The organism is Lentzea sp. NPDC051208 (genome assembly GCF_040682435.1).
Classification (GTDB): domain Bacteria; phylum Actinomycetota; class Actinomycetes; order Mycobacteriales; family Pseudonocardiaceae; genus Lentzea; species Lentzea kristufekii.
In genome coordinates this window covers 274,403-294,390 of sequence record NZ_JBFBAW010000001.1, presented here as the reverse complement: position 1 = coordinate 294,390, position 19,988 = coordinate 274,403, and the positions used below count along the sequence as shown (strand labels likewise).

At 71.5% G+C, this 19,988-nt stretch carries 23 protein-coding genes; 12 read left to right on the top strand and 11 right to left on the bottom strand.

Features of this window, described 5'->3' with window-relative positions; translation table 11 throughout:
* Positions 1 to 35: 35 nt before the first annotated feature.
* The 4 genes from AB0M48_RS01155 to AB0M48_RS01140 are packed head-to-tail and all read right to left on the bottom strand — an operon-like array spanning position 36 to position 1,824.
* A complete protein-coding gene (locus tag AB0M48_RS01155) occupies positions 36 to 305 on the bottom strand; it encodes a hypothetical protein (protein WP_363835113.1) in 270 nt (89 codons plus the stop codon).
* A gap of 4 nt (positions 306 to 309) precedes the next feature.
* Entirely contained in the window at positions 310 to 567 is a 258-nt protein-coding gene (locus tag AB0M48_RS01150; RefSeq protein ID WP_266036695.1) for a hypothetical protein, read from the bottom strand.
* Positions 568 to 580: 13 nt separating this feature from the next.
* Complete coding sequence (locus AB0M48_RS01145) at positions 581 to 766, bottom strand: hypothetical protein (protein WP_363835109.1); 186 nt, start codon at positions 764 to 766, stop codon at positions 581 to 583.
* Between the two features lie 11 nt (positions 767 to 777).
* On the bottom strand, positions 778 to 1,824 hold the full coding sequence (locus tag AB0M48_RS01140; protein ID WP_363835106.1) for a M12 family metallopeptidase: 1,047 nt from the start codon (positions 1,822 to 1,824) through the stop codon (positions 778 to 780).
* Between the two features lie 168 nt (positions 1,825 to 1,992).
* Between AB0M48_RS01140 and AB0M48_RS01135 the strand changes: the two genes are divergently transcribed.
* Complete coding sequence (locus AB0M48_RS01135; protein WP_363835104.1) at positions 1,993 to 2,580, top strand: GrpB family protein; 588 nt, start codon at positions 1,993 to 1,995, stop codon at positions 2,578 to 2,580.
* On the opposite strand, the gene AB0M48_RS01130 is transcribed toward AB0M48_RS01135, so the two are convergent.
* The 3 genes from AB0M48_RS01130 to AB0M48_RS01120 are packed head-to-tail and all read right to left on the bottom strand — an operon-like array spanning position 2,555 to position 4,886.
* Entirely contained in the window at positions 2,555 to 3,631 is a 1,077-nt protein-coding gene (locus tag AB0M48_RS01130; protein ID WP_363835102.1) for a HAMP domain-containing sensor histidine kinase, read from the bottom strand. The two genes, AB0M48_RS01135 and AB0M48_RS01130, sit on opposite strands and share 26 nt — an antisense overlap.
* The gene (locus AB0M48_RS01125) at positions 3,624 to 4,289 is read right to left on the bottom strand and encodes a response regulator transcription factor (protein ID WP_363835100.1); all 666 of its coding nucleotides are present in this window, start codon (positions 4,287 to 4,289) and stop codon (positions 3,624 to 3,626) included. The genes AB0M48_RS01130 and AB0M48_RS01125 overlap by 8 nt, the downstream gene beginning before the upstream one ends.
* 30 nt (positions 4,290 to 4,319) lie before the next feature.
* The gene (locus tag AB0M48_RS01120; protein WP_363835098.1) at positions 4,320 to 4,886 is read right to left on the bottom strand and encodes a VanZ family protein; all 567 of its coding nucleotides are present in this window, start codon (positions 4,884 to 4,886) and stop codon (positions 4,320 to 4,322) included.
* Positions 4,887 to 4,987: 101 nt separating this feature from the next.
* Between AB0M48_RS01120 and AB0M48_RS01115 the strand changes: the two genes are divergently transcribed.
* From AB0M48_RS01115 to AB0M48_RS01100, 4 genes are all read left to right on the top strand, one after another.
* Positions 4,988 to 6,016: an ATP-binding protein gene (locus AB0M48_RS01115; protein WP_363835095.1), complete on the top strand. Its 1,029-nt coding sequence runs from the start codon at positions 4,988 to 4,990 to the stop codon at positions 6,014 to 6,016.
* Positions 6,009 to 7,061 (top strand): hypothetical protein, encoded by a 1,053-nt coding sequence (locus AB0M48_RS01110; RefSeq protein WP_363835093.1) that lies wholly within the window; start codon positions 6,009 to 6,011, stop codon positions 7,059 to 7,061. Before AB0M48_RS01115 ends, AB0M48_RS01110 begins: the two co-directional genes overlap by 8 nt.
* A complete protein-coding gene (locus tag AB0M48_RS01105) occupies positions 7,046 to 7,690 on the top strand; it encodes a response regulator transcription factor (protein ID WP_363835090.1) in 645 nt (214 codons plus the stop codon). The genes AB0M48_RS01110 and AB0M48_RS01105 overlap by 16 nt, the downstream gene beginning before the upstream one ends.
* Before the next feature lie 94 nt (positions 7,691 to 7,784).
* Positions 7,785 to 8,411, top strand: coding sequence for a hypothetical protein (locus tag AB0M48_RS01100; protein WP_363835085.1), 627 nt, complete (start codon positions 7,785 to 7,787; stop codon positions 8,409 to 8,411).
* A 38-nt stretch (positions 8,412 to 8,449) separates the two neighbouring features.
* Here the strand turns inward: AB0M48_RS01100 and AB0M48_RS01095 are convergent, their stop codons facing one another.
* Entirely contained in the window at positions 8,450 to 9,109 is a 660-nt protein-coding gene (locus tag AB0M48_RS01095; protein WP_363835082.1) for a response regulator transcription factor, read from the bottom strand.
* Positions 9,106 to 10,239: a histidine kinase gene (locus AB0M48_RS01090; protein WP_363835079.1), complete on the bottom strand. Its 1,134-nt coding sequence runs from the start codon at positions 10,237 to 10,239 to the stop codon at positions 9,106 to 9,108. Before AB0M48_RS01090 ends, AB0M48_RS01095 begins: the two co-directional genes overlap by 4 nt.
* 135 nt (positions 10,240 to 10,374) lie before the next feature.
* Between AB0M48_RS01090 and AB0M48_RS01085 the strand changes: the two genes are divergently transcribed.
* The 6 genes from AB0M48_RS01085 to AB0M48_RS01060 all read left to right on the top strand — a co-directional run bounded on the left by AB0M48_RS01085 (position 10,375) and on the right by AB0M48_RS01060 (position 15,328).
* The gene (locus tag AB0M48_RS01085; protein ID WP_363835076.1) at positions 10,375 to 11,706 is read left to right on the top strand and encodes a hypothetical protein; all 1,332 of its coding nucleotides are present in this window, start codon (positions 10,375 to 10,377) and stop codon (positions 11,704 to 11,706) included.
* Positions 11,703 to 12,089: a FixH family protein gene (locus AB0M48_RS01080; protein ID WP_363835074.1), complete on the top strand. Its 387-nt coding sequence runs from the start codon at positions 11,703 to 11,705 to the stop codon at positions 12,087 to 12,089. Before AB0M48_RS01085 ends, AB0M48_RS01080 begins: the two co-directional genes overlap by 4 nt.
* A gap of 176 nt (positions 12,090 to 12,265) precedes the next feature.
* Positions 12,266 to 13,366, top strand: coding sequence for a hypothetical protein (locus tag AB0M48_RS01075; RefSeq protein ID WP_363835071.1), 1,101 nt, complete (start codon positions 12,266 to 12,268; stop codon positions 13,364 to 13,366).
* On the top strand, positions 13,359 to 13,877 hold the full coding sequence (locus AB0M48_RS01070; protein ID WP_363835069.1) for a hypothetical protein: 519 nt from the start codon (positions 13,359 to 13,361) through the stop codon (positions 13,875 to 13,877). Before AB0M48_RS01075 ends, AB0M48_RS01070 begins: the two co-directional genes overlap by 8 nt.
* A gap of 104 nt (positions 13,878 to 13,981) precedes the next feature.
* Positions 13,982 to 14,947, top strand: a complete 966-nt coding sequence (locus AB0M48_RS01065) for a hypothetical protein (RefSeq protein ID WP_363835066.1) — start codon at positions 13,982 to 13,984, stop codon at positions 14,945 to 14,947.
* Positions 14,948 to 14,956: 9 nt separating this feature from the next.
* Positions 14,957 to 15,328: a hypothetical protein gene (locus tag AB0M48_RS01060; protein WP_363835063.1), complete on the top strand. Its 372-nt coding sequence runs from the start codon at positions 14,957 to 14,959 to the stop codon at positions 15,326 to 15,328.
* A gap of 22 nt (positions 15,329 to 15,350) precedes the next feature.
* Here AB0M48_RS01060 and AB0M48_RS01055 read toward each other — a convergent pair whose 3' ends face one another.
* Complete coding sequence (locus AB0M48_RS01055) at positions 15,351 to 16,214, bottom strand: alpha/beta hydrolase (RefSeq protein ID WP_363835060.1); 864 nt, start codon at positions 16,212 to 16,214, stop codon at positions 15,351 to 15,353.
* A gap of 53 nt (positions 16,215 to 16,267) precedes the next feature.
* Here AB0M48_RS01055 and AB0M48_RS01050 point away from each other — a divergent pair, with 53 nt between their 5' ends.
* Complete coding sequence (locus AB0M48_RS01050) at positions 16,268 to 19,099, top strand: BTAD domain-containing putative transcriptional regulator (RefSeq protein WP_363835057.1); 2,832 nt, start codon at positions 16,268 to 16,270, stop codon at positions 19,097 to 19,099.
* A 73-nt stretch (positions 19,100 to 19,172) separates the two neighbouring features.
* On the opposite strand, the gene AB0M48_RS01045 is transcribed toward AB0M48_RS01050, so the two are convergent.
* Positions 19,173 to 19,946, bottom strand: a complete 774-nt coding sequence (locus tag AB0M48_RS01045; RefSeq protein ID WP_363835054.1) for a glucose 1-dehydrogenase — start codon at positions 19,944 to 19,946, stop codon at positions 19,173 to 19,175.
* Between the last annotated feature and the right edge of the window lie 42 nt (positions 19,947 to 19,988).

Genomic DNA, 19,988 nt, shown 5'->3' with positions numbered 1-19,988 from the left:
CTCCCCCCCCTACCCTCCCCCGCTACCCCCCGCCACTACCGCGGTGGTGCTCCCCTCTTCCCCGTCACAACCCCCCCGACCCCCCACTGCTCAACGTCTGCGGCGACGGTCAGCACCGGCCCATCAGCCAGGCCGAGGTCGAAAGGCAGGCGTTGCTCGGCGGTGTCGTCGCGGCGGAACTCCCTGACGTGCTCGGCTTTCGTGACGGCCGGCGCGTCGGCGAGGGAGACGTCGAGCAGCTGCACCCGCAGCACGGCCCGGCCGAACGCGGGCGTGCCCGCCGGTATCACCACGGTGCCGTGCACCTGATCAGTTCAGCACGGCGAAGCGGGCCTCGATGTCGACGGGGCCGCCGGTGAGGTTGCGGATCTCGATGAAGTACTTGATCAGCCCGGCGGCCTGCCGGTCGACCTGCACCTTCCACTCGATCTGCGCGCCGCCGTCGACCATCGGCCACGTCGGCACCACCATCCACACGACCCGCCAGCCCTCCGGCCAGCTGTGGGTGAACCAGCGCCGCGACGACCCGCCGGGCACCTGTCCCCGGAACTGCACACCAAGTCGCATCGGGACTCTCCCTTCACTCTGCTTCGGGCGCGGGACCGGCGTCCTCGGCCGCGTGCGAGGCCGCTTCGGCCACGGCGTCCCCGGTGTCCTGCGCGGCATCCGGTGCGGCACCGCCGTCGCCCGCGAGGTCGAGCGGTTCGGCGAGGACCAGGTCGTCGAGCGACGCGGGGGCGGCCCCGCCGTCGAGATCGGCGCTCATGGCAGCTCCTCTCACAGTGCGCCCGGCGACCAGCCGAGCACGTCGTAGCGGGCCTCGACGTCGACCTGGCCGCCGGTCAGGTTCGTGATGGCGAGGAAGTACTTGAGCAGCCCGCCGGACTGCCGGGTGACCTGGGTCGTCCACTCGATCTGAGCCGGTCCGTCGACCGCGGGCGCCGTCGGCACGACCGTCCACAGGACGTACCAGTGGGCGGGCCAGCTGTGGGTGAACCACCGCTTGGTCGTGCCGGCCGGGACGGACCCGGTGAACTGCACGCCCCGGAACACCGCCGCCGGTTCGAGGCCGCTGTACATCGCCCGCACCGCCGCGCAGTCGCCGGGACTGAGTCCCTCGCGCTGGCCGATCTCGGCGTTCTGGACCGGCGTCATCGTGTCGCGGGCGGTGTCGATCGCGAACGCCCGACGCGGGTAGTGCATGATCGAGTGGTAGTCGTACGGCCCGACGTCGTCGCCGTCGGTGATGTGCTGGTTGAAGTTGTGCGCGTTCTGCTGCACGATGTTCGTGAAATCGATCGTCACGAAGTTGTTGCGGTCCTCGCGGCTCTGCTCGTGCCACAGGCCGACGCTGTGCCCGATTTCGTGAATGGTCGCCCCGGTCTCGCAGCCGAGTGCCAGCGTGATGTTCTGCTGGTTTCCGCGCATGCCCACGGGAGAACTGCAGCCGCCGCCGGGCTGGAAACGAATGAAATTCGTGTCCGTCGCGTTCCTGGGCACCAGGCGAATGCGGGTGTTGCGTTCCCAGTGCGCGATCGCGTCGTGCACGCGGGCCTGGTTCGGCAGGTTCGGGTCGATCTCGAACGGCACCCGGCCACCCGGCCACCGGAACTGCTGACCTGGGATGACCACGCCCCGCTCGTGGATCTCGCCCTCCCGCACGAGGGTGAGCACGATGTCGCCCTCGACCATCGGCTCGCCGTCGACCTCGGTGTGCAGAACGGCTTTCACGCCCTGGTTCTGCGTTTCGATCACACCGGTTCTGAGTTCGGGTCCGACGCGGAACTGGCCGCTGCCGGTCACCGTGCCACTCGGCTCGGTCATCGTGCCCTCCCGTCATGGCAGAAGACGAACAAGCGTGGTCCTCGAATGGCCGCAACGCCTAGGGCCGAACGCCTCCGTCGCATTCGCCGAATTGATGGAGGGTCCAAAGTGGTGGTGTAACGGAAAAGCGCCGGAAGGCGACTTCCTGGATCGGACTAGGCTTCGGAGATGCCTTCCGCCGTCATCGTCGAGTACGACTCCGCCTGGCCGCTTCGCGCACGGCACCTCCTCGACGGGGTGCGGTCGGCGTTCGCGGCGCTGCCCGGTGCGGAGGGGTTCGGCTACGAGCACATCGGGTCGACCGCGGTGCCCGGACTCGGCGCGAAGCCGATCGTGGACCTGCAGGTGCGCATGCCGGACCTGCCGCCACTGGCCCGGCTGACCGAGGTCCTGGCGTCGACGCCGTTCGTGCCGGCGCACGGTTCGAGGCCGGACTCACCCGGTGTGCACAGGGACGGCAGGAGGCCGGGCGATCAGGCCGAGGACGGGGCCTACGAGAAGCGCCTGTTCCACTCCCCGTCCGAGGGCGCGATCCTGCACGTCCGCCGCGTGGACTCGCCGTTCGCACGGTGGGCCGTGGACCTCCGCGACTGGCTGCGATGTCACCCCGAGCAGGCCCGGCGCTACGAGCGGATCAAGCGCAGGCTCGCCGAGGAGCACGCGGGCGAGCCGGACTACGACGACTACACGCGCGCCAAGACCGCGTTCTTCGACGGGATCCAGCCAAAGGTCAGGAACTGGGCAGCCGGATCGTGACGCGCAGGCCGCCCTCCGGGCGCGGGACGATGTCGAGGGCGCCTTCGTGTGCGCGGACGATGCTGTGCACGATGGCGAGTCCCAGGCCGACACCCGCGTGATCGTCGTCGCGGACGCGCTCGCCGCCGCGCTGGAACGGCTCGGTGAGCGTCGGCACCAGGTCCGCGGCGAGGCGGCGGCCCGTGTTCTCGATCCGGACCACGCACGCCTGGTGCTGCGGTTCGGTGTGGACGGTCACCGTGCCGCCGGTCGGGAGGTTGTGGACGATGGCGTTCTGGACGAGGTTCGTCACCATCCGCAGGAGCAGCTCCGCGGAACCGGTGGTGGTCGCCGGCTCACCGGTGACCTCGAGCTCGATCTCGCGCCGTTCGGCCAGGGGGAGAAGGGTTTCCGCGGCTTCCTCGGCGACCAGGGAGAGGTCGACGGGCTCTCGGGTGAACACACCCCGCTCGCCCCGGCTGAGCAGCAGCAGGGCCTCGGTGAGGTCGATCGCGCGGCGGCTCGCGGTGTGCAGGCGGTCGAGGAGTTCGGCGTCGACCCTGGACGGGTCCTGGCGGGCCACGTCGAGCAGTGACTGCGAGATCGCCAGCGGGGTGCGCAGTTCGTGGGAGGCGTTGGCCGCGAACCTGCGCTGCTCGCCGACGTGCGCCTCGAGTCTTTCGAGCATGGTGTCGAAGACGTCGGACAGTTCGCGGAACTCGTCCGCCTTGCCGGGGAGCCGGATGCGGTGCGACAGCGACCCCTTCGCGGCCAGCCGGGCGGCGTCGGCGATCTTGTCGAGCGGGGAGAGCATGCGACCGGCCAGGAGCCATCCGCCGATGAGGCCGAACGCCACCAGGAACAGCATGGCGATGGCGGCCGCGCGGCCGAAGATGCGGGAGAGCAGGTAGCGGTTGGGGCTGGTGAAGAGCAGGCCCTGGTCGTTGTCGGGGACGAAACGCAGCAGGTACCACCAGGCCACCGCGATCAGGACGGCGCCGGCCACGACGACGATGCCCGCGTAGCTCAGGGTGAACTTCAGGCGGGCGCTGAGTCCCGGAGGCCTAGCCATCCGCGTCGATGCGGTAGCCGACGCCCGGCACGGTCGCGATGAGCCACGGTTCGCCGAGTCGCTTGCGCAGCGCCGAGACCGTGATGCGGACGGCGTTGGTGAACGGGTCGGCGTTCTCGTCCCAGGCCCGCTCCAGCAGCTCCTCGGCGCTGACGACGCCACCTTGAGCACCGACCAGCACCTCGAGCACCGCGAACTGCTTGCGGGTCAGCGCGACGTACTGCCCGTCGCGGAAGACCTCGCGCCGGAACGGGTCGAGCCGCAGGCCGCCGATCTCGCTGACCGGCGGCCGCGCGTAGACACGCCTGCGGGCGAGCGCCCTGAGTCTCAGCACCAGTTCCCGCAGCTCGAACGGCTTGGTCAGGTAGTCGTCGGCACCGAGCCCGAACCCCGACGCCTTGTCGTCGATCCGGTCGGCCGCGGTGAGCATGAGGATCGGCATGCCGCTGCCGGACGCGACGATCCGCCGCGCGACCTCGTCCCCTGAGGGGCCGGGGATGTCGCGGTCGAGCACCGCGAGGTCGTAGGAGTTGACGCTCAGCATCTCCAGCGCCGTGTCCCCGTCTCCGGCGATGTCCGCGGCGATCGCTTCCAGCCGGAGCCCGTCCCGGACGGCTTCGGCGAGGTGGACCTCGTCCTCCACGATCAGCACACGCATGTCGTCAGCCTAGGCAGATCGCCCGCACGGTCACACGGCGACAAGGTGCTGTTCTTCCACCGGTGCGGGTTTGGAGCGCCACCACCACCGGGACGCGAACGAGGCCAGCGCCGCGCCGGCGGCGTTGAGCAGCACGTCGTCCACAGAGGACACCCGGTCCAGGCGCAGCACGAACTGCGCGATCTCCAGGAACGCGGAGCAGGCCGCCGCGAACGCCAGCACCCGCCACGCCGACCGCAGCGCCGCGAACCTCAGCGGGGCGAAGAACCCGAGCGCCGCGAACACCAGCATGTTGCCGACGATCTGGCCCACGTCCCGGTGCTCGACGAGGTCGATCAGGTCCGCGAACGGCACGAGGCTCAGCTCGCCCGTGGTGCCCGGCTCCGAGCCGGGCAGCATGATGATCCACACCCAGGGCAGCGTCCCGTAGACCATGCCGACCTCGGCCAGCGCCGTCCGCCACGGGTGGCGGTGCTGCTTGGACTTGCGGTAGAGCGCCAGGAGCAGCATCACGAGCACGGCCACCGGAATTCCGAGCACCGCGCCGATCACGACCCCGGTCTCCGTACCGACCCACTCCTGCCAGGTGTTGAGCACGCTCCCAGTGAAGGCGCACGGCCGTTGCGAGGACGTACGCGTTTTTCGATACGCGGACGATATGTGGCCCGGCCAGGCGGTCCGGGAGGGCCTCGCGGAGAATGCCTGACGTGCTGGAGGCGAGGCTGCTTGCGACGGTGTCCCGTCTCGCGGGTCCCGTCCGCGGCGCCGGCATCGTCCTGATCAGCCTCTTCGGCGCCTTCTCACTCCACTCGCCGCTGGGCTGGTCGCTGTTCGCGGCGGTCGCGGTGAGCACGGTCGCCGACTTCCGGCTGCCCCGCGCGGCGCTGCCCGTGGCGTTCCTGCGCGTCGTGGTGCTGTCGGTGGTGCTGGGCGCCGACGCCGACCAGTGGGTGATCACGGTCCTCACCACGACGCTGATCACCTGGCAGTGGCAGTGGCCGCTGAAGATCAGCGTGCCCGCGACGGTGGCGTTGCTCGCGGTGCAGGTCATCACCACCGGGCCGGGAGTGCTCGTGCGGGCGGTTGTGGAGTCGGTGCTCGCGCGGCTGTCGTACGAGCTGCTGCGCAGGTCGAGCCGGAGGGTCGACGCGCTGAGGGAACGCGCTGCCGAGCGGAGCCGGGCCGCGGCCATCGCACTAGACCAGGGCAGGCGCGAGAGGGAGTACCTCGCGCTGCTGCACGACACGGCTGCCGCCACGTTCCTGATGGCCGCGCACGGTGGCGATCCGGACGAGGTCGCGGCTCAGGCTCGCCGGGACCTGGTCGTGCTGGCCGAGCGGGGCAACGCGCAGGGGACCGTGGACCTCGGGGCCGCGCTCACGGCGGTGGCTCGGGACAGTGCCGTGCACGTGCGGGTGGAGGCCGAGGTCGTGCCGGTGCCGGCCGGGGTGGCTCTGCAGTTCGTGCGGGCCGCGCGTGAGCTGCTCACGAACGTCGAACGCCACTCGGGCACGACCGAAGCCGACCTGACGGTGACACGGGGGCGCGGCGCGGTGGTCGTGATCAAGGACGACGGCACGGGCTTCGTGCCCGCCGAGGTGCCCGAGCACCGGCGTGGCCTGCGCGGATCGGTGGTCGGGCGCCTCGAAGCCACCGGCGGCACCGCGGTGATCGAGTCGGGACCAGCGGGGACCACCGCGCGGCTGGAGTGGACCGCCGATGACTGACCACACCGTCGCCACGACCACCCGGCAGGTCCTGCTGGTCGTCGTCTTCGCCATCCAGCTCGTCCTCATGCTGCCCCCGCTCGTCGCCCATCCGCACGGCCCGGCGGCGTGGATCGCGTACGGGCTGCTCACCGCCGTGCTGGCGGTCGTGGCCGGATGTGTCGCGGCCGCGGTGCCGACACCGGCGTACCTCGCTGCCGCACCCCTCGTCGCGTCGGTGCTGGCGACGACCGCACTGCCCGCCGGAGCGTCGTTCGCCCCGGCTGACTGGGGGTTCGGGCTCGTCGGCTGGTACCTGCTGCTGGTGCTCGTCGAGAGACCGGCGGCGCTGATAGTGGCCCTGAGCGCGCACATCTCCTTCAGCATCGCGTGGTTCGTGCGCGAGGGAAGCGGTGACATCGGCACGGCCGGAGTCGTGATCCTCAGCGGCACGAGTTTCCAGCTCAGCGTCATGGTGATCAACCGCGTCCTGCACCGCGACGCCCGGCTGGCCGCCGAGGCCGCCGCCGAGCACGACGCCGCCCGCACCCGCGAAGAACTCGTCCGCCAGCGGGAACAGGACCTGCGGGCCGGGTTCGAGGGCCAGCTGGGCGCGTTGCTGCCGCTGCTCGCCGACCTCGCCGACGAACGCGCGAGCGTGGCCGACCAGACGACCAGGCTGCGCTGCTCGGTCGCGGCCGTGCAGCTGCGCAGGCTGTTCGCGGAGAACGACGACGTGCCCGACCCGTTGCTGCACGAACTGACCGCGTGCGTGGACGTCGCCGAACGGCGCGGTGTCGTCGTCTCACTCGCCGTCAGCGGCACCGCCACACCGGTGCCGACGGAGGTGCGCCGCGAGCTGGTCGCGCCGATGGCCCAGGCGCTCGCCGTCGCGGACGGACGTGCGAAGGTGAGCCTGCTGCGCACCGCGACGGAGGTGCGCGTGGCGGTGGTGGCGGACGCGCCCGAAACACTGCCGGCACCGGGCAGGACAGGGGCGGTCTTCGTCGAGACGAGCGTCCACAGCGGACTGGTGAGGAGCGAGGCGCGATGGCGGACGACGTGACGGCGGTCGTGGTCGACGACCATCCCGTCGTGCGGGCGGGAGTCGCGCACTGGCTGTCCACAGCGGACATCGAGCTCGTGGCGAGCGGCGAGGACCCCGCGGTGGCCTGGACCGGTCCCGGCGCGAGCGCCTCGGTCGTCGTGCTCGACCTGCACCTCGGCGGCGTCGCGCCCGCCACGTCCGCACTGCGCAAGCTCGTCGAGGACGGCCGCAAGGTCGTCGTCTACTCGATGCGCGCCGACGACGACATCGTCCTGCAGTGCCTGGAGATCGGCGCGCTCAGCTACCTGACCAAGGCCGAGGGCGCCGACCACCTCGTGCAGGCCGTCAAGGCGGCGGCCGAGGGGCAGTCGTACACGCCGCCGGCACTCGCGGGCGCGCTGGCGGGCGACCGGTCGGACACGAGGCCCGCCCTCTCGCCGCGCGAGACCGAGGTCCTGGTCGAGTGGTTCCAGTCCGAGTCGAAGGAGTTCGTGGCGCAACGGCTCAACATCACGCTCAGCACGGTGAACTCCCACCTGGAGCGGATCAGGGTCAAGTACGCGGCGATCGGCAGGCAGGCACCGACCAAGGCGGCGCTCGTCGCGCGGGCCATCCAGGACGGACTGATCGGCCTCGACGACCTCTGAGCCCGGCGTGTGGTGTGAACGACCGATACCGCCACTCGTGCGTTCGGCCTAGCGTCTTGGACAACCCAGGTCCCGCAGTCCGAGGAGTTCCGCAGTGACGCACGCCCGTGGCCCCCTGTTCATCGCCTCCGTCGCGACGGCGGGCCTGCTGCTGTCGGCCTGCGGCTCCGAGACCGGCGGGACCGCGACACCCGCCACGGACACGACGACATCCACCACCACGAGCACCAGGGAGACCTCCACCTCGAAGGAGGCGCCGCCGGTCCCGGCCGGTGGGGACGTCACGGCTCCCGGCACGAAGCTCAAGGTCGGCGCCCGCGCGGTGATCCCCGTCGCCACCGGTGACAAGACCGGCACCATCGCCATCACCGTCACCATCGAGGCGGGCCCGAAGGAGGACCTGGCGAAGTTCGGTGACAAGGCCAAGCACATCACGCCGTTCTACCTGCGGGCCAAGGTCGAGAACCTCAGCGGCACCGACCTGAGCTTCACCTCGATCGGCCTGCGCGGCCTCGGTGAGGACGGCAAGGGCACCGGCGTGATCATCAGCGGTGACACCCCGAAGTGCGACTCCACCAGCGCGCCCAAGACGTTCAAGGCCGCCGGCGAGACGTACGAGACGTGCGTGCTGAGCGCGGCGCAGGACGGCTTGAAGGTCGCGGGCGCCGAGTACAACCGCGGCGACGACTACGTCAAGTCGCCGGTCGTCTGGCAGAGCTGACTCGCCGGTCCGCGGGGTCGACGAGGGGTCCCCGCGGGTCAGCGGCCGCTCTGCACCAGCCCGTTGATGTGCGCGTACGCCACGGCGTGCACCCGGTCCCGCAACCCGAGCTTGGCCAGCACCCGCGACACGTGCGTCTTCACGGTCTCGTCCCCGACGTGCAGCCGCGCGGCGATCTCGGCGTTGCTGCAGGCCGCCGCGACGAGCTGCAGCACCTCCCGTTCGCGCGCGGTGAGCAGTTCCAGCTCCGGCGGCGTCGGGGGAGGGGCGAGGCTGACGGCGAACCGCGCGATCAGCCGTTGCGTCACCGACGGGTCGATCAACGCGTCCCCGCGCGCCGCCACCCGCACCGCCGAGATCAGCTCCTCCGGCGGCAGCGACTTCAGCAGGAACCCGCTGGCCCCGGCCTTGAGCGCGCGGTAGACGTACTCGTCGGTGTCGTAGGTCGTCAGCAGCAGGACCTTCGTGCGGTTCGCCGGGGCGGCCAGGATCATCTCCGTCGCGCCGAGCCCGTCCAGCTTGGGCATCCGGATGTCGAGCACGGCCACGTCCGGGCGCAGCCGCGCGACCTCCGCCACCGCGGCCCTGCCGTCCGCGACCTCCGCGACGCACCGGAGGTCGTCCTGCGTGTCGAAGATGGCGCGCATGCCGGAGCGCAGCATCGCGTGGTCGTCGGCCAGCAGCACCGTCAACGTCATGACGCCTCCAGGGGGAACGTGACCGTCGTGCGCCAGGTGCGGCCGTCCTCGTCGAGCCCGGACCTCGTCCGGCCGTCGAACATGCCCGCGCGGTTGCGGATGCCGACGAGACCGCGGCGCACCGAGCCGGAGTCCTCGCCGGAACCCGCCGTGTTGCAGGACGCGATGGTGAGCGAGTCCGTTGCGTACTCCAGCGTCACCGTCACGCCGGACGCGTCGCCGTGCCGCAGGGCGTTGGTGAGCATCTCCTGGATGATCCGGTAGACCGTGATGTCCAACGACTCCGGCACGTCCCGCCGTTGCCCGCGCACCTCGAGCCGGGCGGGCAGGCCCGCCGCGCGCACGCCGTCGAGCAGTTCGTCGAGGTTGTCGAGCCCCGGTTGCCGCACGCCCTCGGACTTGTCGCCGTGCAACAGGTCGAGCAGGTGCCGCAGGTCGACCATGGCCGCGCGACTGGACGTCTCGACCGCGCGCAACGAGTTCGTGAGCTTCGGATTGCCGTCGGGCAGACCGAGACGGGCGGCGCCGGCGTGCAGGTTGATCGCGCTCACGTGGTGGATGATCACGTCGTGCAGGTCGCGGGCGATCGCGCCGCGTTCCTCGGTGATCGCCTTGGTGACCGCCGCCTTCGCGTCCTTCTCGGCCATCGCCGACCGCTTCTCCAGCTCGGCCAGGTACGCGCGGCGCGCCGTCGTGTAGCGGCCGACGAGCCACGGCAGCAGCGCGCCCTTGGCCGCCACCAGCACCGCGTACAGGGGGCCGTAGCCGTTGACGATCATGCAGGCCATCAGGCTGGCCGAGAGCAGCCCGAGCGAGGTGTACGCCGGTGTGCCGCGCAGCCACGCGCCCGCCCGGTAGCCGGCGATCAGCAGCCCGGCGTCGTTGGCGTCGATCCCGTTGTGCATCACGACGAGGACGATCACCGGCACGGCCGCCTGCGCCGCCGCCACCCACAGCGACAGCCGGGCCGGACCGGCGAGCATCGCGTCCACGGCCAGCGTCATCAGGAGCACGATCACAGTCTGCGGCAACGGTTCGCGGTCGAGCAGCACGAACCCGCCGTCCACGACCATGCACACGGTCGCGACCAGCCACGACTGGTGCTTGAGGGGCAGCTTGATCAGATCCATCGAGCGCAATCCTGCCCGATGGCGCCCCTGAGAACCTCCCGCTTCGCAGGGGTCGGAGATCCCCCGCGCGGGGGATGCGATTTCCGACTTCGCAGTGACGCGGCGGTGAGGCGGTGATCGCTACGTTCGGTCGCGATGAAACGACGTGTCGTGACCTTCCTGCTCGCGCTGGCGGCGCTCCTGGGGATCGCCGCCCCCGCGCTGGCCGACGGTGCCCAGTCCGGCGCCGACATCCACGTCGCGCAGAGCCTCGGCGACCGCGACCTCACGGTGATCATCCGGCGGGTCGCGGAGGTGCCGGGGCCGGTGCACGTCGACGTGGTGACGCACACCGGCACGCCGCCGGGCGAGCTGACGCTGACGTTGCGCGCGGCGGGTGCGCCCGGCAGCACCACCAAGGTGGTTCTCGGTGCCACACCAGGGTTCCACTCCGGGCTGCTGCACGTGGACCGGCCCGGTCCGTGGGAGCTCGCGGTCGACGAGGCGACCATTCCGTTCGTCGTGCCGGCGCTCGTGCCGTCACCGTGGGAGAACGCGACCTACGGAGGGTTCATCGCGGCCGGGGTGCTGTTGCTGGCGGCACTCCTGCTGGCGGTGTTCGGCAAGATCGGCCTCGCGCTCGTGCCCACGGCCGGCATGGTCGCCGCGGTGGCAGTCGGCGTGACGGCCGCGTTGCTGGCACCGAGCATCCCGCCGGTCGCGGCACCCGGCACGCACCTCGATCCGACGTACGACAACGTCATGAACCCCTACGAGCGAACGTCCATTGTGGACTTCTCGCGGCCGCCGGTGAACATGGTGCCCGGCATGGACGGCACGGACCTCGTGCTGAGCCTGACCGACGGCTCGTCGGGACGGCCGGTGGACGACCTCCTCGTGCACGACAGCGCGTTCATCCACCTGGTCGTGGTGTCGCCGTCCGGGCACCTGCGCCACCTGCACCCGGTCCGCACAGCGCCGGGTGAGTTCCGCGCCCGCCTGAACGATCCCGAACAGGGCACGCACGCGGTCGCCGCCGAGATCTCCCGGCGCGGAGGGGGAGTGCAACTCCTGCGGTCGAGCGTCGAGGTCTCCGGCACGGCCGCACCCCGGCACGACGGGGAAGCCGAGACGGCGATGGAGATCCGCGAGGCGGGCCGGCCGAGCACGATCACCGCGAAGTTCGGCGAGCGCGACCTGCAACCGTGGCTCGGCATGCTCGGGCACATGATCGTCGTCGGCCCGGTCACCGGCACCGCTGTGGACGCCCCGATCTGGGCGCACGTGCACTCCATGCTCCCGCAGACCCCCGGCCTGCCCGACAGGCCCGACGAGAGCGTCGCCGCCTACGGGCCGGACGTGCCGTTCACCTACTCGTTCCCGTTGCCGGGCAGGTACCTCGTGTGGATCCAGGTCGAACGGGACTACTCGGTCGTCACCGTGCCGAAGGTCGTCGACGTCCCAGCCGGGAAGGTGGCCTCGAAGTGAAGCGTTCGACGACGGCCGTCGTGGCCGCGGTGATCGCGGTGGTGGCGGCGCTGCTGGTGCTGTGGCCGCGTGGGGTCGAGGCCCGGCCCCACCTCGCGGAGAGCGCACAGCTCCGGTTCGAGCTCACGCCCGCCAGCACGCGGTCCGGCGGCAACTCGTTCGACCTGAGGATCACCGACCGGTCCGGCAACGCCGCCGACGGCGACGTGACGGTCGAACCGGCGATGCCGCAGATGGGCCACGCGCTCGCCCCGATCACGGCGGCACCGCGTGCGCCCGGCCGGTACGAGATCGCGGGAGTCGACCTGTTCATGGCGGGTCAGTGGGAAATCACGTTGTCACTGCGCGGCGAGCGGGTCGTCATCCCGCTGCTGCTCACCTAGTGCCGTGACCGGCAACCTTCGCCGCGTCTTCCGGCGCTCAGCAGGGCGCCTCGCGGCGCCGGCCCCACGCCCGATTCCAACCAGGACGAGGACGCGGGGCCGGCACCACGATGCACCCGTCCGACCACCGGAACACGGGGCAAAGGCTGCCGGTCACGGCACAAGAAGGAGGAGGAATGACTGTGCACATCACGGCGACGGCAGCGTCGTCGGCGAGGACGGTCCCGAGGGGGCTGGTCCCGGCGAGCGTCGTGGTCGGCGGCACCCTGATCTCGCTGATCGGCCTGACCTGGGACATCCAGTGGCACTCCGACGTCGGCCCGGACACGTTCTTCACCCTGCCGCACCTGTTCCTGTACGCGGGCAGTGCGATCTCAGGCCTCGCGAGCCTCGCCGTCGTGTTGCTGACGACGGCGGACTCCAAGCGCGGCAAGACGGTCGACCCGGTGGTCGGCGGCCGCGCGGTCGGCGTGTTCGGCCGCACGTTCGCCGCCCCCGTCGGGTACCTGATCTCCGGCATCGGCGCGGCGCTGTTCCTGGTCTACGGACTGTGGGACCAGTGGTGGCACGGCCTGTACGGCTTCGACGCCGTGATCGACTCGCCGCCGCACATCGGGCTGCTGCTGTCGATCTCGATCACGATGGTCGGCGCGGTCATGATCTTCGCGGTCGCGCGTGACCAGCGCTGGGGAACGTACGGCGTCGCCGCCGCGGCGGGCACGTTGCTCGCGTTCAGCATGGTGACCGTGCTCGGCCTGCGCGCGTTGCCCGGCGGTGCCGTGAACACGGTCAACGCGGGTAGTGCGTTCTTCTCGGTGATGATCCTGTTCATGGGCGCGTACGTCCAGAAGCGACGCGGCGGTGCGCTGGCCGTCGGAATCGTCGTCGCGGCGCTGCAAGCCGTGTTCTGGTGGTTCTCCCCGTGGGCCACCGAGGTCTACGCGGACGCCACCGGCCTGCCGTTGCGCGACTACGCCGACGGCATCCCCGGACTGCCCAACATGATCCCGATGAGCCTCATCCTCGTCGCGGTCGCCGTGGAACTGCTGCGGGGACTGCCCGCCTGGCTCACCGGAGCGATCGGCGGCGTGATCATCACGGCCTGCGCGCCCCTGCAGCGGATGCTCGTGCAGGGCAGCAACTTCCCGGCTCTCGAACGGTACCTGGCCACCGTCGTGGCGGGTGCGGTGCTCGGCGCCCTCGCCGGAATGCTCGGCCGGCGGTTCGGTCACATGCTCCGCCACCTCGCACCCGCAAAGGAAGACAGCCATGCGTAAGACGTTGCTGGGACTCGCGGGCACGGTCGCGCTGCTGCTCGGACTGACCGCCCCCGCACTGGCCTTCGAGCCGGTGAACGTCGTGCACACCGAGAAGGTGCAGGCGGGACCGTACGACCTGACCATCGGCTTCAGCACGTGGCCGGTGAAGGCCATGCAGTCGCTGGACTTCACCTTCGCGCCGGAGAACGGGATCGAGGGCAAGAAGGGCAAGCTGACGCTGCTGCGCGGCGACGTGGAGAGCGACGACAGCCCGCTGGCGCGGCACCCCCGCAAGCGCGAGGTGTGGGGCCTGGACATCTTCGCCCTGCCCGAGCCGGGGACGTGGACGATGCGCTTCGACGTGGACGGCCCGGCGGGCGCGGGCACGGGGGAGCTGAAGAACCTCCAGGTGATGGAGCAGCCGGGGCCGCCGATGGGTCTGTCCTGGGCGATCAGCACGATCCCGTTGTTCGGCCTGATCGCGTTGATCGTCGTCGCCTGGCGGCGGACGCGCGCCGCGGTCGAATAGCAGATGAGGTCCGAGCTTCACCCGGCCACCTGACCGGGTGAAGTTCGGTCCGAATGGCTGGGCCGGCTGGATTTTCGGCGACCCGGTCAGATACCCAGTTCGCCGTGCGCTTGCCTCACGCGGTTTGGATCGGCGGGCTCCTGGTGCCCGCGTTGCTCGCCACCACCGGCGTGTTCGTCCACGGCGGTGGTGTCGAACGGACGCTGCACTCCGAGGTGCGTACAGCGCTGGGAAAGGCCGGCTACCACGGCGTGGTGGCCGTGGAAGGCCGATCGGTCGTGGTCAGCGAGGTCTCGCCGCGCTCGGTCGACGCGGTGCGCGCCGTGGTGTCCGACGTCGGCGGCGTCGGCGACACCGACGTGCGCGCGGCCGAACCCGAGCAGTTCCTCCTGGCGGTCCGCGGCGGCGAGATCCTGGTGTCCGGCGCGGTCGCCGACGACGCGGAACGCCGTGCGCTGCTGGAAGCCGTGCGGTCCGACGACCACCGCGTCACGGCCGCGCTCCGGCTCGGCGGCCTGCTGCCGATCCCGCCGGCCGTGATCGGGCGGGTGCTCTCCGCCGCGCTGTCCTCGAAGGTGTCGGACGTGACCACGACCGTCCACAACGGACAGGTCGCGATCGCCGCCCGCGTGCCCGACGAGGCCAGGGCGACCGCGGTCCGCGACGCCGTCCGGGAGGCGGCGAACGGCCTGCAGGTCACCGACCGCATCGAGATCGGCTCGTCCGCGACGGCCGGTGACCTGAACGTCGAGGCCCTGCACGACTCGATCTCGCGCCTGGTCAACGGCAACGGCGCGATCCGGTTCGTGCAGGGCACCACGGCGTACGAGGGCCACGGCCCTGTGCTCATCGAGCGCGTCGGCCGCATGCTGCTGGTCGCCCCGCGCGCCTCGATCACGCTGGTGGCGCACGGCACGGACCAGGCGATGGCGGCGAAGCGCGGCGAACTGGTCCGCGACGTCCTCGTCGGCCAGGGCGTGGCGCCCGCGTTGATCGCCATCGAGACCCGTCCCGCCCCCGGTGGCGAGTACGACCCGGCCACACGCCAGGTCGACGTCGTAGTTCGTTAGGAGTTCGCTGTGCTTTGGTTGTTCTCGCAGATGTTCCTGCTGTGCCTGGTGTCGTTCGCCGTCGGCTCGCTGGTGACGTGGCTGTCGGTCCGCGCTCGCCTGCAGCCCGAACGCCCGAAGACGCGCATCGCCCTGCCCGCACCCCGCCCGGCGGCGGAGCAGGTGGTGATCGCCGAACAGCCCCTGGCACCGGCCGACCCGAAGCCGGCCAGGCAGGAACCGTTGCCGGTCAAGGGCAATTCGAAGACGATGGTCTACCACACGCCCGACTCCCCGTACTACCGGCGGATGAAGGGCGACATGGCGTTCGCCTCGGAAGCCGACGCCGTGTCGGCCGGCTACCGGATGTGGACCACCAAGGGCCGCGTCAGGGCGGCCTGAGGCCGTCCGGTGGCAACAGGAATCAGCGCTTCAGCAGGTCGCGGATCGCCGTCGCGACGACGTCCGGTGCCTCCTCGGCCATGAAGTGTCCACAGGAGACCGTGCGGTGGTCGAGGTCGGGTGCCCAGGCCTGCCACAGCGCCTTGGCGTCGAAGCCGAGCGCCGCGCCCCAGTCCTGCTGCAGCACGGTGACCGGCATCTCCAGCTGGTTCCCCGCGTTCTTGTCCGCGGTGTCGTGCTCGACGTCGATCGTCGCCGAGGCCCGGTAGTCCGCGACGATCGACGTCACGGCCTCGCGGCTCGCACGCAGGTACTCGGCCCGGACGTCCGCGGGGAACGGTCCGGCGCCCCAGACGTCGAGGAAGTGGCCGAAGAACGCGTCGGGCGTCGCGCTGATCATCTGCTCGGCGAGGCCGGGCGGCTGGGCCATCAGGAACAGGTGGAACCCGACGGCGGCGGACGTGCCGCGCATGACGTCCCACATGTCCAGCGTCGGCAGCACGTCGAGCGAGGCGAGGTGCGTCACGTGCCGCGGGTGGTCGAGCCCGGTGCGGAACGCGACAAGCGCGCCCCGGTCGTGCCCGGCCAGTGCGAACGTGTCGTGCCCGAGCGCTCGGGCGACCTCCACGACGTCGGCGGCCATCGTGCGCTTGGCGTAGGTGAGGCCGGTGTCTGCGGGCTTGTCGCTGTCACCGTAACCGCGCAGGTCCGGCATGATCACGGTGTGGTCGGCGGCCAGGTCGGCGGCGACGTGCCGCCACATGAGGTGGGTCTGCGGGAAGCCGTGCAGCAGCACGACCGGGCTGCCCTGGCCGGTGGTGGCCACGTTCAGTTCGATGCCCTCGGAGACCTGAACGCGCTGGTGGTCGAATGCGGTGTTGTTCACGAGCCCACTGTGCGGGTGCCCGATCAGCAACGAATCAGCGTTAGGGTCAGCGGGTGGTGACGTTCGGGGTGCTGGGCCCGCTGACCGCGGGATCCGCCCGCCTCGGCGGCCCGAAGCAACGCGCGGTGCTGGCGCGCCTGCTGGTGGCCCGGCGCCGGGTCGTGCCGGTGCGCACGCTCGTCGACGACCTGTGGGAGGACCCGCCCGACGGTGCGGTCGGCACGGTGCAGACGTTCGTCGGCGCGCTGCGCAAGGCACTGGAACCCGATCGTCCACCCCGGACTCCCTCGACGCTGCTGGTGACCGAGGGCGCGGGCTACGCGTTGCTCGCGTCGGACGTGGACGCGTGGCGGTTCGAGGAGATGCTCGGCGGCGACCTGTCCGTGCTGGACGGTGCGCTCGCGTTGTGGCGCGGGCCCGCGTACGCCGAGTTCGCCGAGTTCCACTGGGCACGGGCCGAGATCGACCGGCTGGAGGAGTTGCGGCTGGTCGCGGTCGAACGCCGCGCCGCCGCTGCCCTTGCGCTGGGCCGTTCCGCCGAGGTCGTCGCCGACCTTCGCGCGCACCTGGCCGGACACCCGTGGCGCGAGAAGGCCTGGAGCCTGCTCGCGCTGGCGCTGTACCGGGAGGGCCGGCAGGGCGACGCGCTGGGAGCGGTGCGCGAGGCGCGGCACGCCCTGGTGGAGAACCTCGGGGTCGATCCGGGTGAGGAACTCCGCGCGCTGGAGGCGGACATCCTCGCCCAGTCGCCCCGCCTGCTGGGTGCCACGGAGTCACGGCTGGTCGGACGGTCCTCCGAACTGGCCGCGCTGGACGCCGCCGTACCGGAGGCGGGGCTGGGCATCGCGGTGGTGACCGGCGAGGCCGGGGTGGGCAAGACCGCGCTGGCCGAGGAGTTCAGCACCGTGCTCGGCGCGCGCGGCTGGACGACCGTCTGGGCGCGCTGTCCCGAGGACGCGCCGGTGGCGTGGCCGTGGCAACAGGTCGTCGAGGCGTTGGGGGAGGAGCTCGTCGCGGCCGACCGGTTCCACCTGCGCAGGGCGGTCGTGTCCACAGTGGAGTCGGCGGCGCCCGTGCTCGTGGTGCTGGACGACCTGCACCAGGCCGACGAGGAGACCCTCGCGGTGCTGGCCGCGTTCACGGCGGGCCGGTTGTCCGGCCGGGTGCTCATCGTCGCGACCTCGCGCACCGCCGTGCCGCTGGAGGCGCTGGCGCGGGCGGAACCCGTCCGCGTCGAGCTGGCCGGCCTGGACGAGGAGTCGGTCGCCGCTCTGGTGGGATCCCTCGACGCGCGAGCGATCCACGAGCGCAGCGGCGGCAATCCGTTCTACGTCAAGGAACTGGTCAGGCTGGTCGAGTCCGGCGGTGACCTCGGTGCCGTTCCACCGGGTGTGCGCGACGTGCTGCGCCACCGGCTCGCCGGACTGCCGCCGGCGGCGCGGACGGTGCTGCACCAGGCATCGGTGCTCGGGCGGGACGTCGAGGTGGACCTGCTCGCCGCGATCGCCGGTGCCGACGTGCTCGACGCGCTGGACCTCGGGCTGGAAGCCGGCTTCCTCGTGGAGGTGGCGCCCGGTCTCGCCCGGTTCACCCACGTGCTGGTGCGCGACACGTTGTACGAGGAGGTGTCCCTGACCAGGAGGGCGCGGTGGCACGCGCTCGCGGCGTCGGCGGTGGAGTCGGCGCATCCGGAGGACGTGCCGTTGCTCGCTCACCACTACCGGCTCGCGGGCGTGCGCAGCGAGTCCGCGGTCCGCGCGTTGGCGGGTGCCGCCGAGGTCACCCGTTCACCGCGCGAGGCGGTGACGCTGTGGCGTGCGGCGGTCGAGGCCGCCGGTTCGGCGCGGGTCGGCCTGCTGACCGGCCTGGCCAGGGCGCTGGCCGTGAGCGGGGACCTGGAAGCGGCCCGCGCGCAGCGCTCGGCCGCGTTGCGGATCGCCGCCGGCCCGCGGGAGGTCGCCGAGGTGATCGGGTCGTTCGACGTCCCCGGCATCTGGACCACCAACGACGACCCGGCCCACTCCGCCGAACTCGTCGCCGCCGCGGAACGGATCCTGCCCGCCTTCCCCGGTCCGACCGCCACCCGTGCCCGCCTGCTCGCCACCATCGCGATGGAGGACCGGGGCACCGGCGCCCGCCTCGGTGAAGCGCGGGAAGCCGAGGCAGCGGCTCATGCCCTCGGCGACCCCGAACTGCTGGCATTCGCGCTGAACGCCCGCTTCATGCACACCTTCGACCGCACCGGCCTGGCTCCGGAACGTGCCGCGATCGGCCGGGAACTCCTCGAGGTCGCGTCCGGCCGCCTGGTGACCCACGAGGTGCTGGGCCACCTGATCCTCGTCCAGGCCTGCTCCGCGCTGGCCGACTTCGGCACCGCCGACCAGCACGCGGCCGCGGCCGACGATCTGGCACGACGACACGACCTGCCGCTGGTCGGCCTCTTCACCGACTGGTACGCGGCGTTGAAGCTCGCGGCAGCCGGGAAGACAGCCGAAGCCGACAGCGCGTACCGGGCCGCGGCCGGCCGCGTCAAGGGCACCGGCATGTGGGGCATGGAACGCGGACTCCTGCCGCTGGCACTGCTCAGCCTGCACGGCCCGTCCACAGTGGACCTCACCGATGACTGGGGTCCCCACCTGGAGTGGGTGCGCCCGCTGGCGTTGCCGCACGGCGAGGCGGTGAAGGCCGCACGTGCTCTTCCCGACGGGCCGGCGGACCTGCTCACGGAGGTCCGTGCCTGCCTGCTGGCGATGGCGGCGACCAGGCTGCGGGACGACGAACTCGCGGAGCGCGCACATGCGCTGCTCCTGCCCGCCGAGAACGAGCTCGTGGCGGGTACCGGGCTGTTCACCTTCGGCCCGGTGAAGGACTACCTACGCGGCTAGGCGGTGTCTGACAGTTTCGTTCGGTGAGAGGCGCGGGTGAGAGATCCGCGGGCGGTGTCGTCCGACGGAATTGTCAGACAGCGGCTAGTGCCGGTCCGAGCAGCAGACCGCCGTCCAGCACGAACTCCGACCCGGTCGCGAACGCCGCCTCCTGCGAGGCCAGGTAGAGCACCAGTGCGGTGAACTCGCCGGGCTCGCCGAGACGCGGCACGGCGAACGGTGCGGGGGAGTAGAGGTCGCCGATCGCGGCCTGACCGGCCGCGACCGGTTCGTTGATCAGCGGCGTCGACACGACGCCGGGGTGGATCGAGTTCACCCTGATCCCGTCCCTGCCGAGCTCCAGCGCGGCGGTCTTGGTCAGCCCGCGCAGCGCCCACTTGCTCGCGACGTACGGCGCGTAGAACGGCGAACCCACGTTGCCCATGGTCGAGGCGATGTTGACGATCGACCCGCCGCCCGCCCTGCGCAACGATGGCGCGACGTGCTTGATGCCGAGGAACTGCCCGGTCAGGTTGACCGCCAGGGTCCGGTCCCAGACCTCGCGCGAGGTGTCCTCGATCAGCGCGGCCGCGTGCTGCGCGCCCGCGTTGTTCACCAGCACCGACACCGGCCCGAACCGCTCCTCCACGGCCAGGACGGCCTCGGCCCAGGCGTCCTCGTCCGTCACGTCGAGCCGCACGGCGAACGCCCGCTCACCGAGTTCGTCGGCGACCTTCGAGCCCGCGTCCAGGTCGCGTGCGGCGATCACGACCCGTGCGCCTTCCGCGTGGAAGCCCCGCACGTGGCTCGCTCCCATCCCGCTCGTCGCGCCGGTGACGAACACCGTCCTGCCGTCGAAGCGTCCCATCATGTCCTCCAGAGGTGAGTTGAGTGACTCGCCTCGGAACCG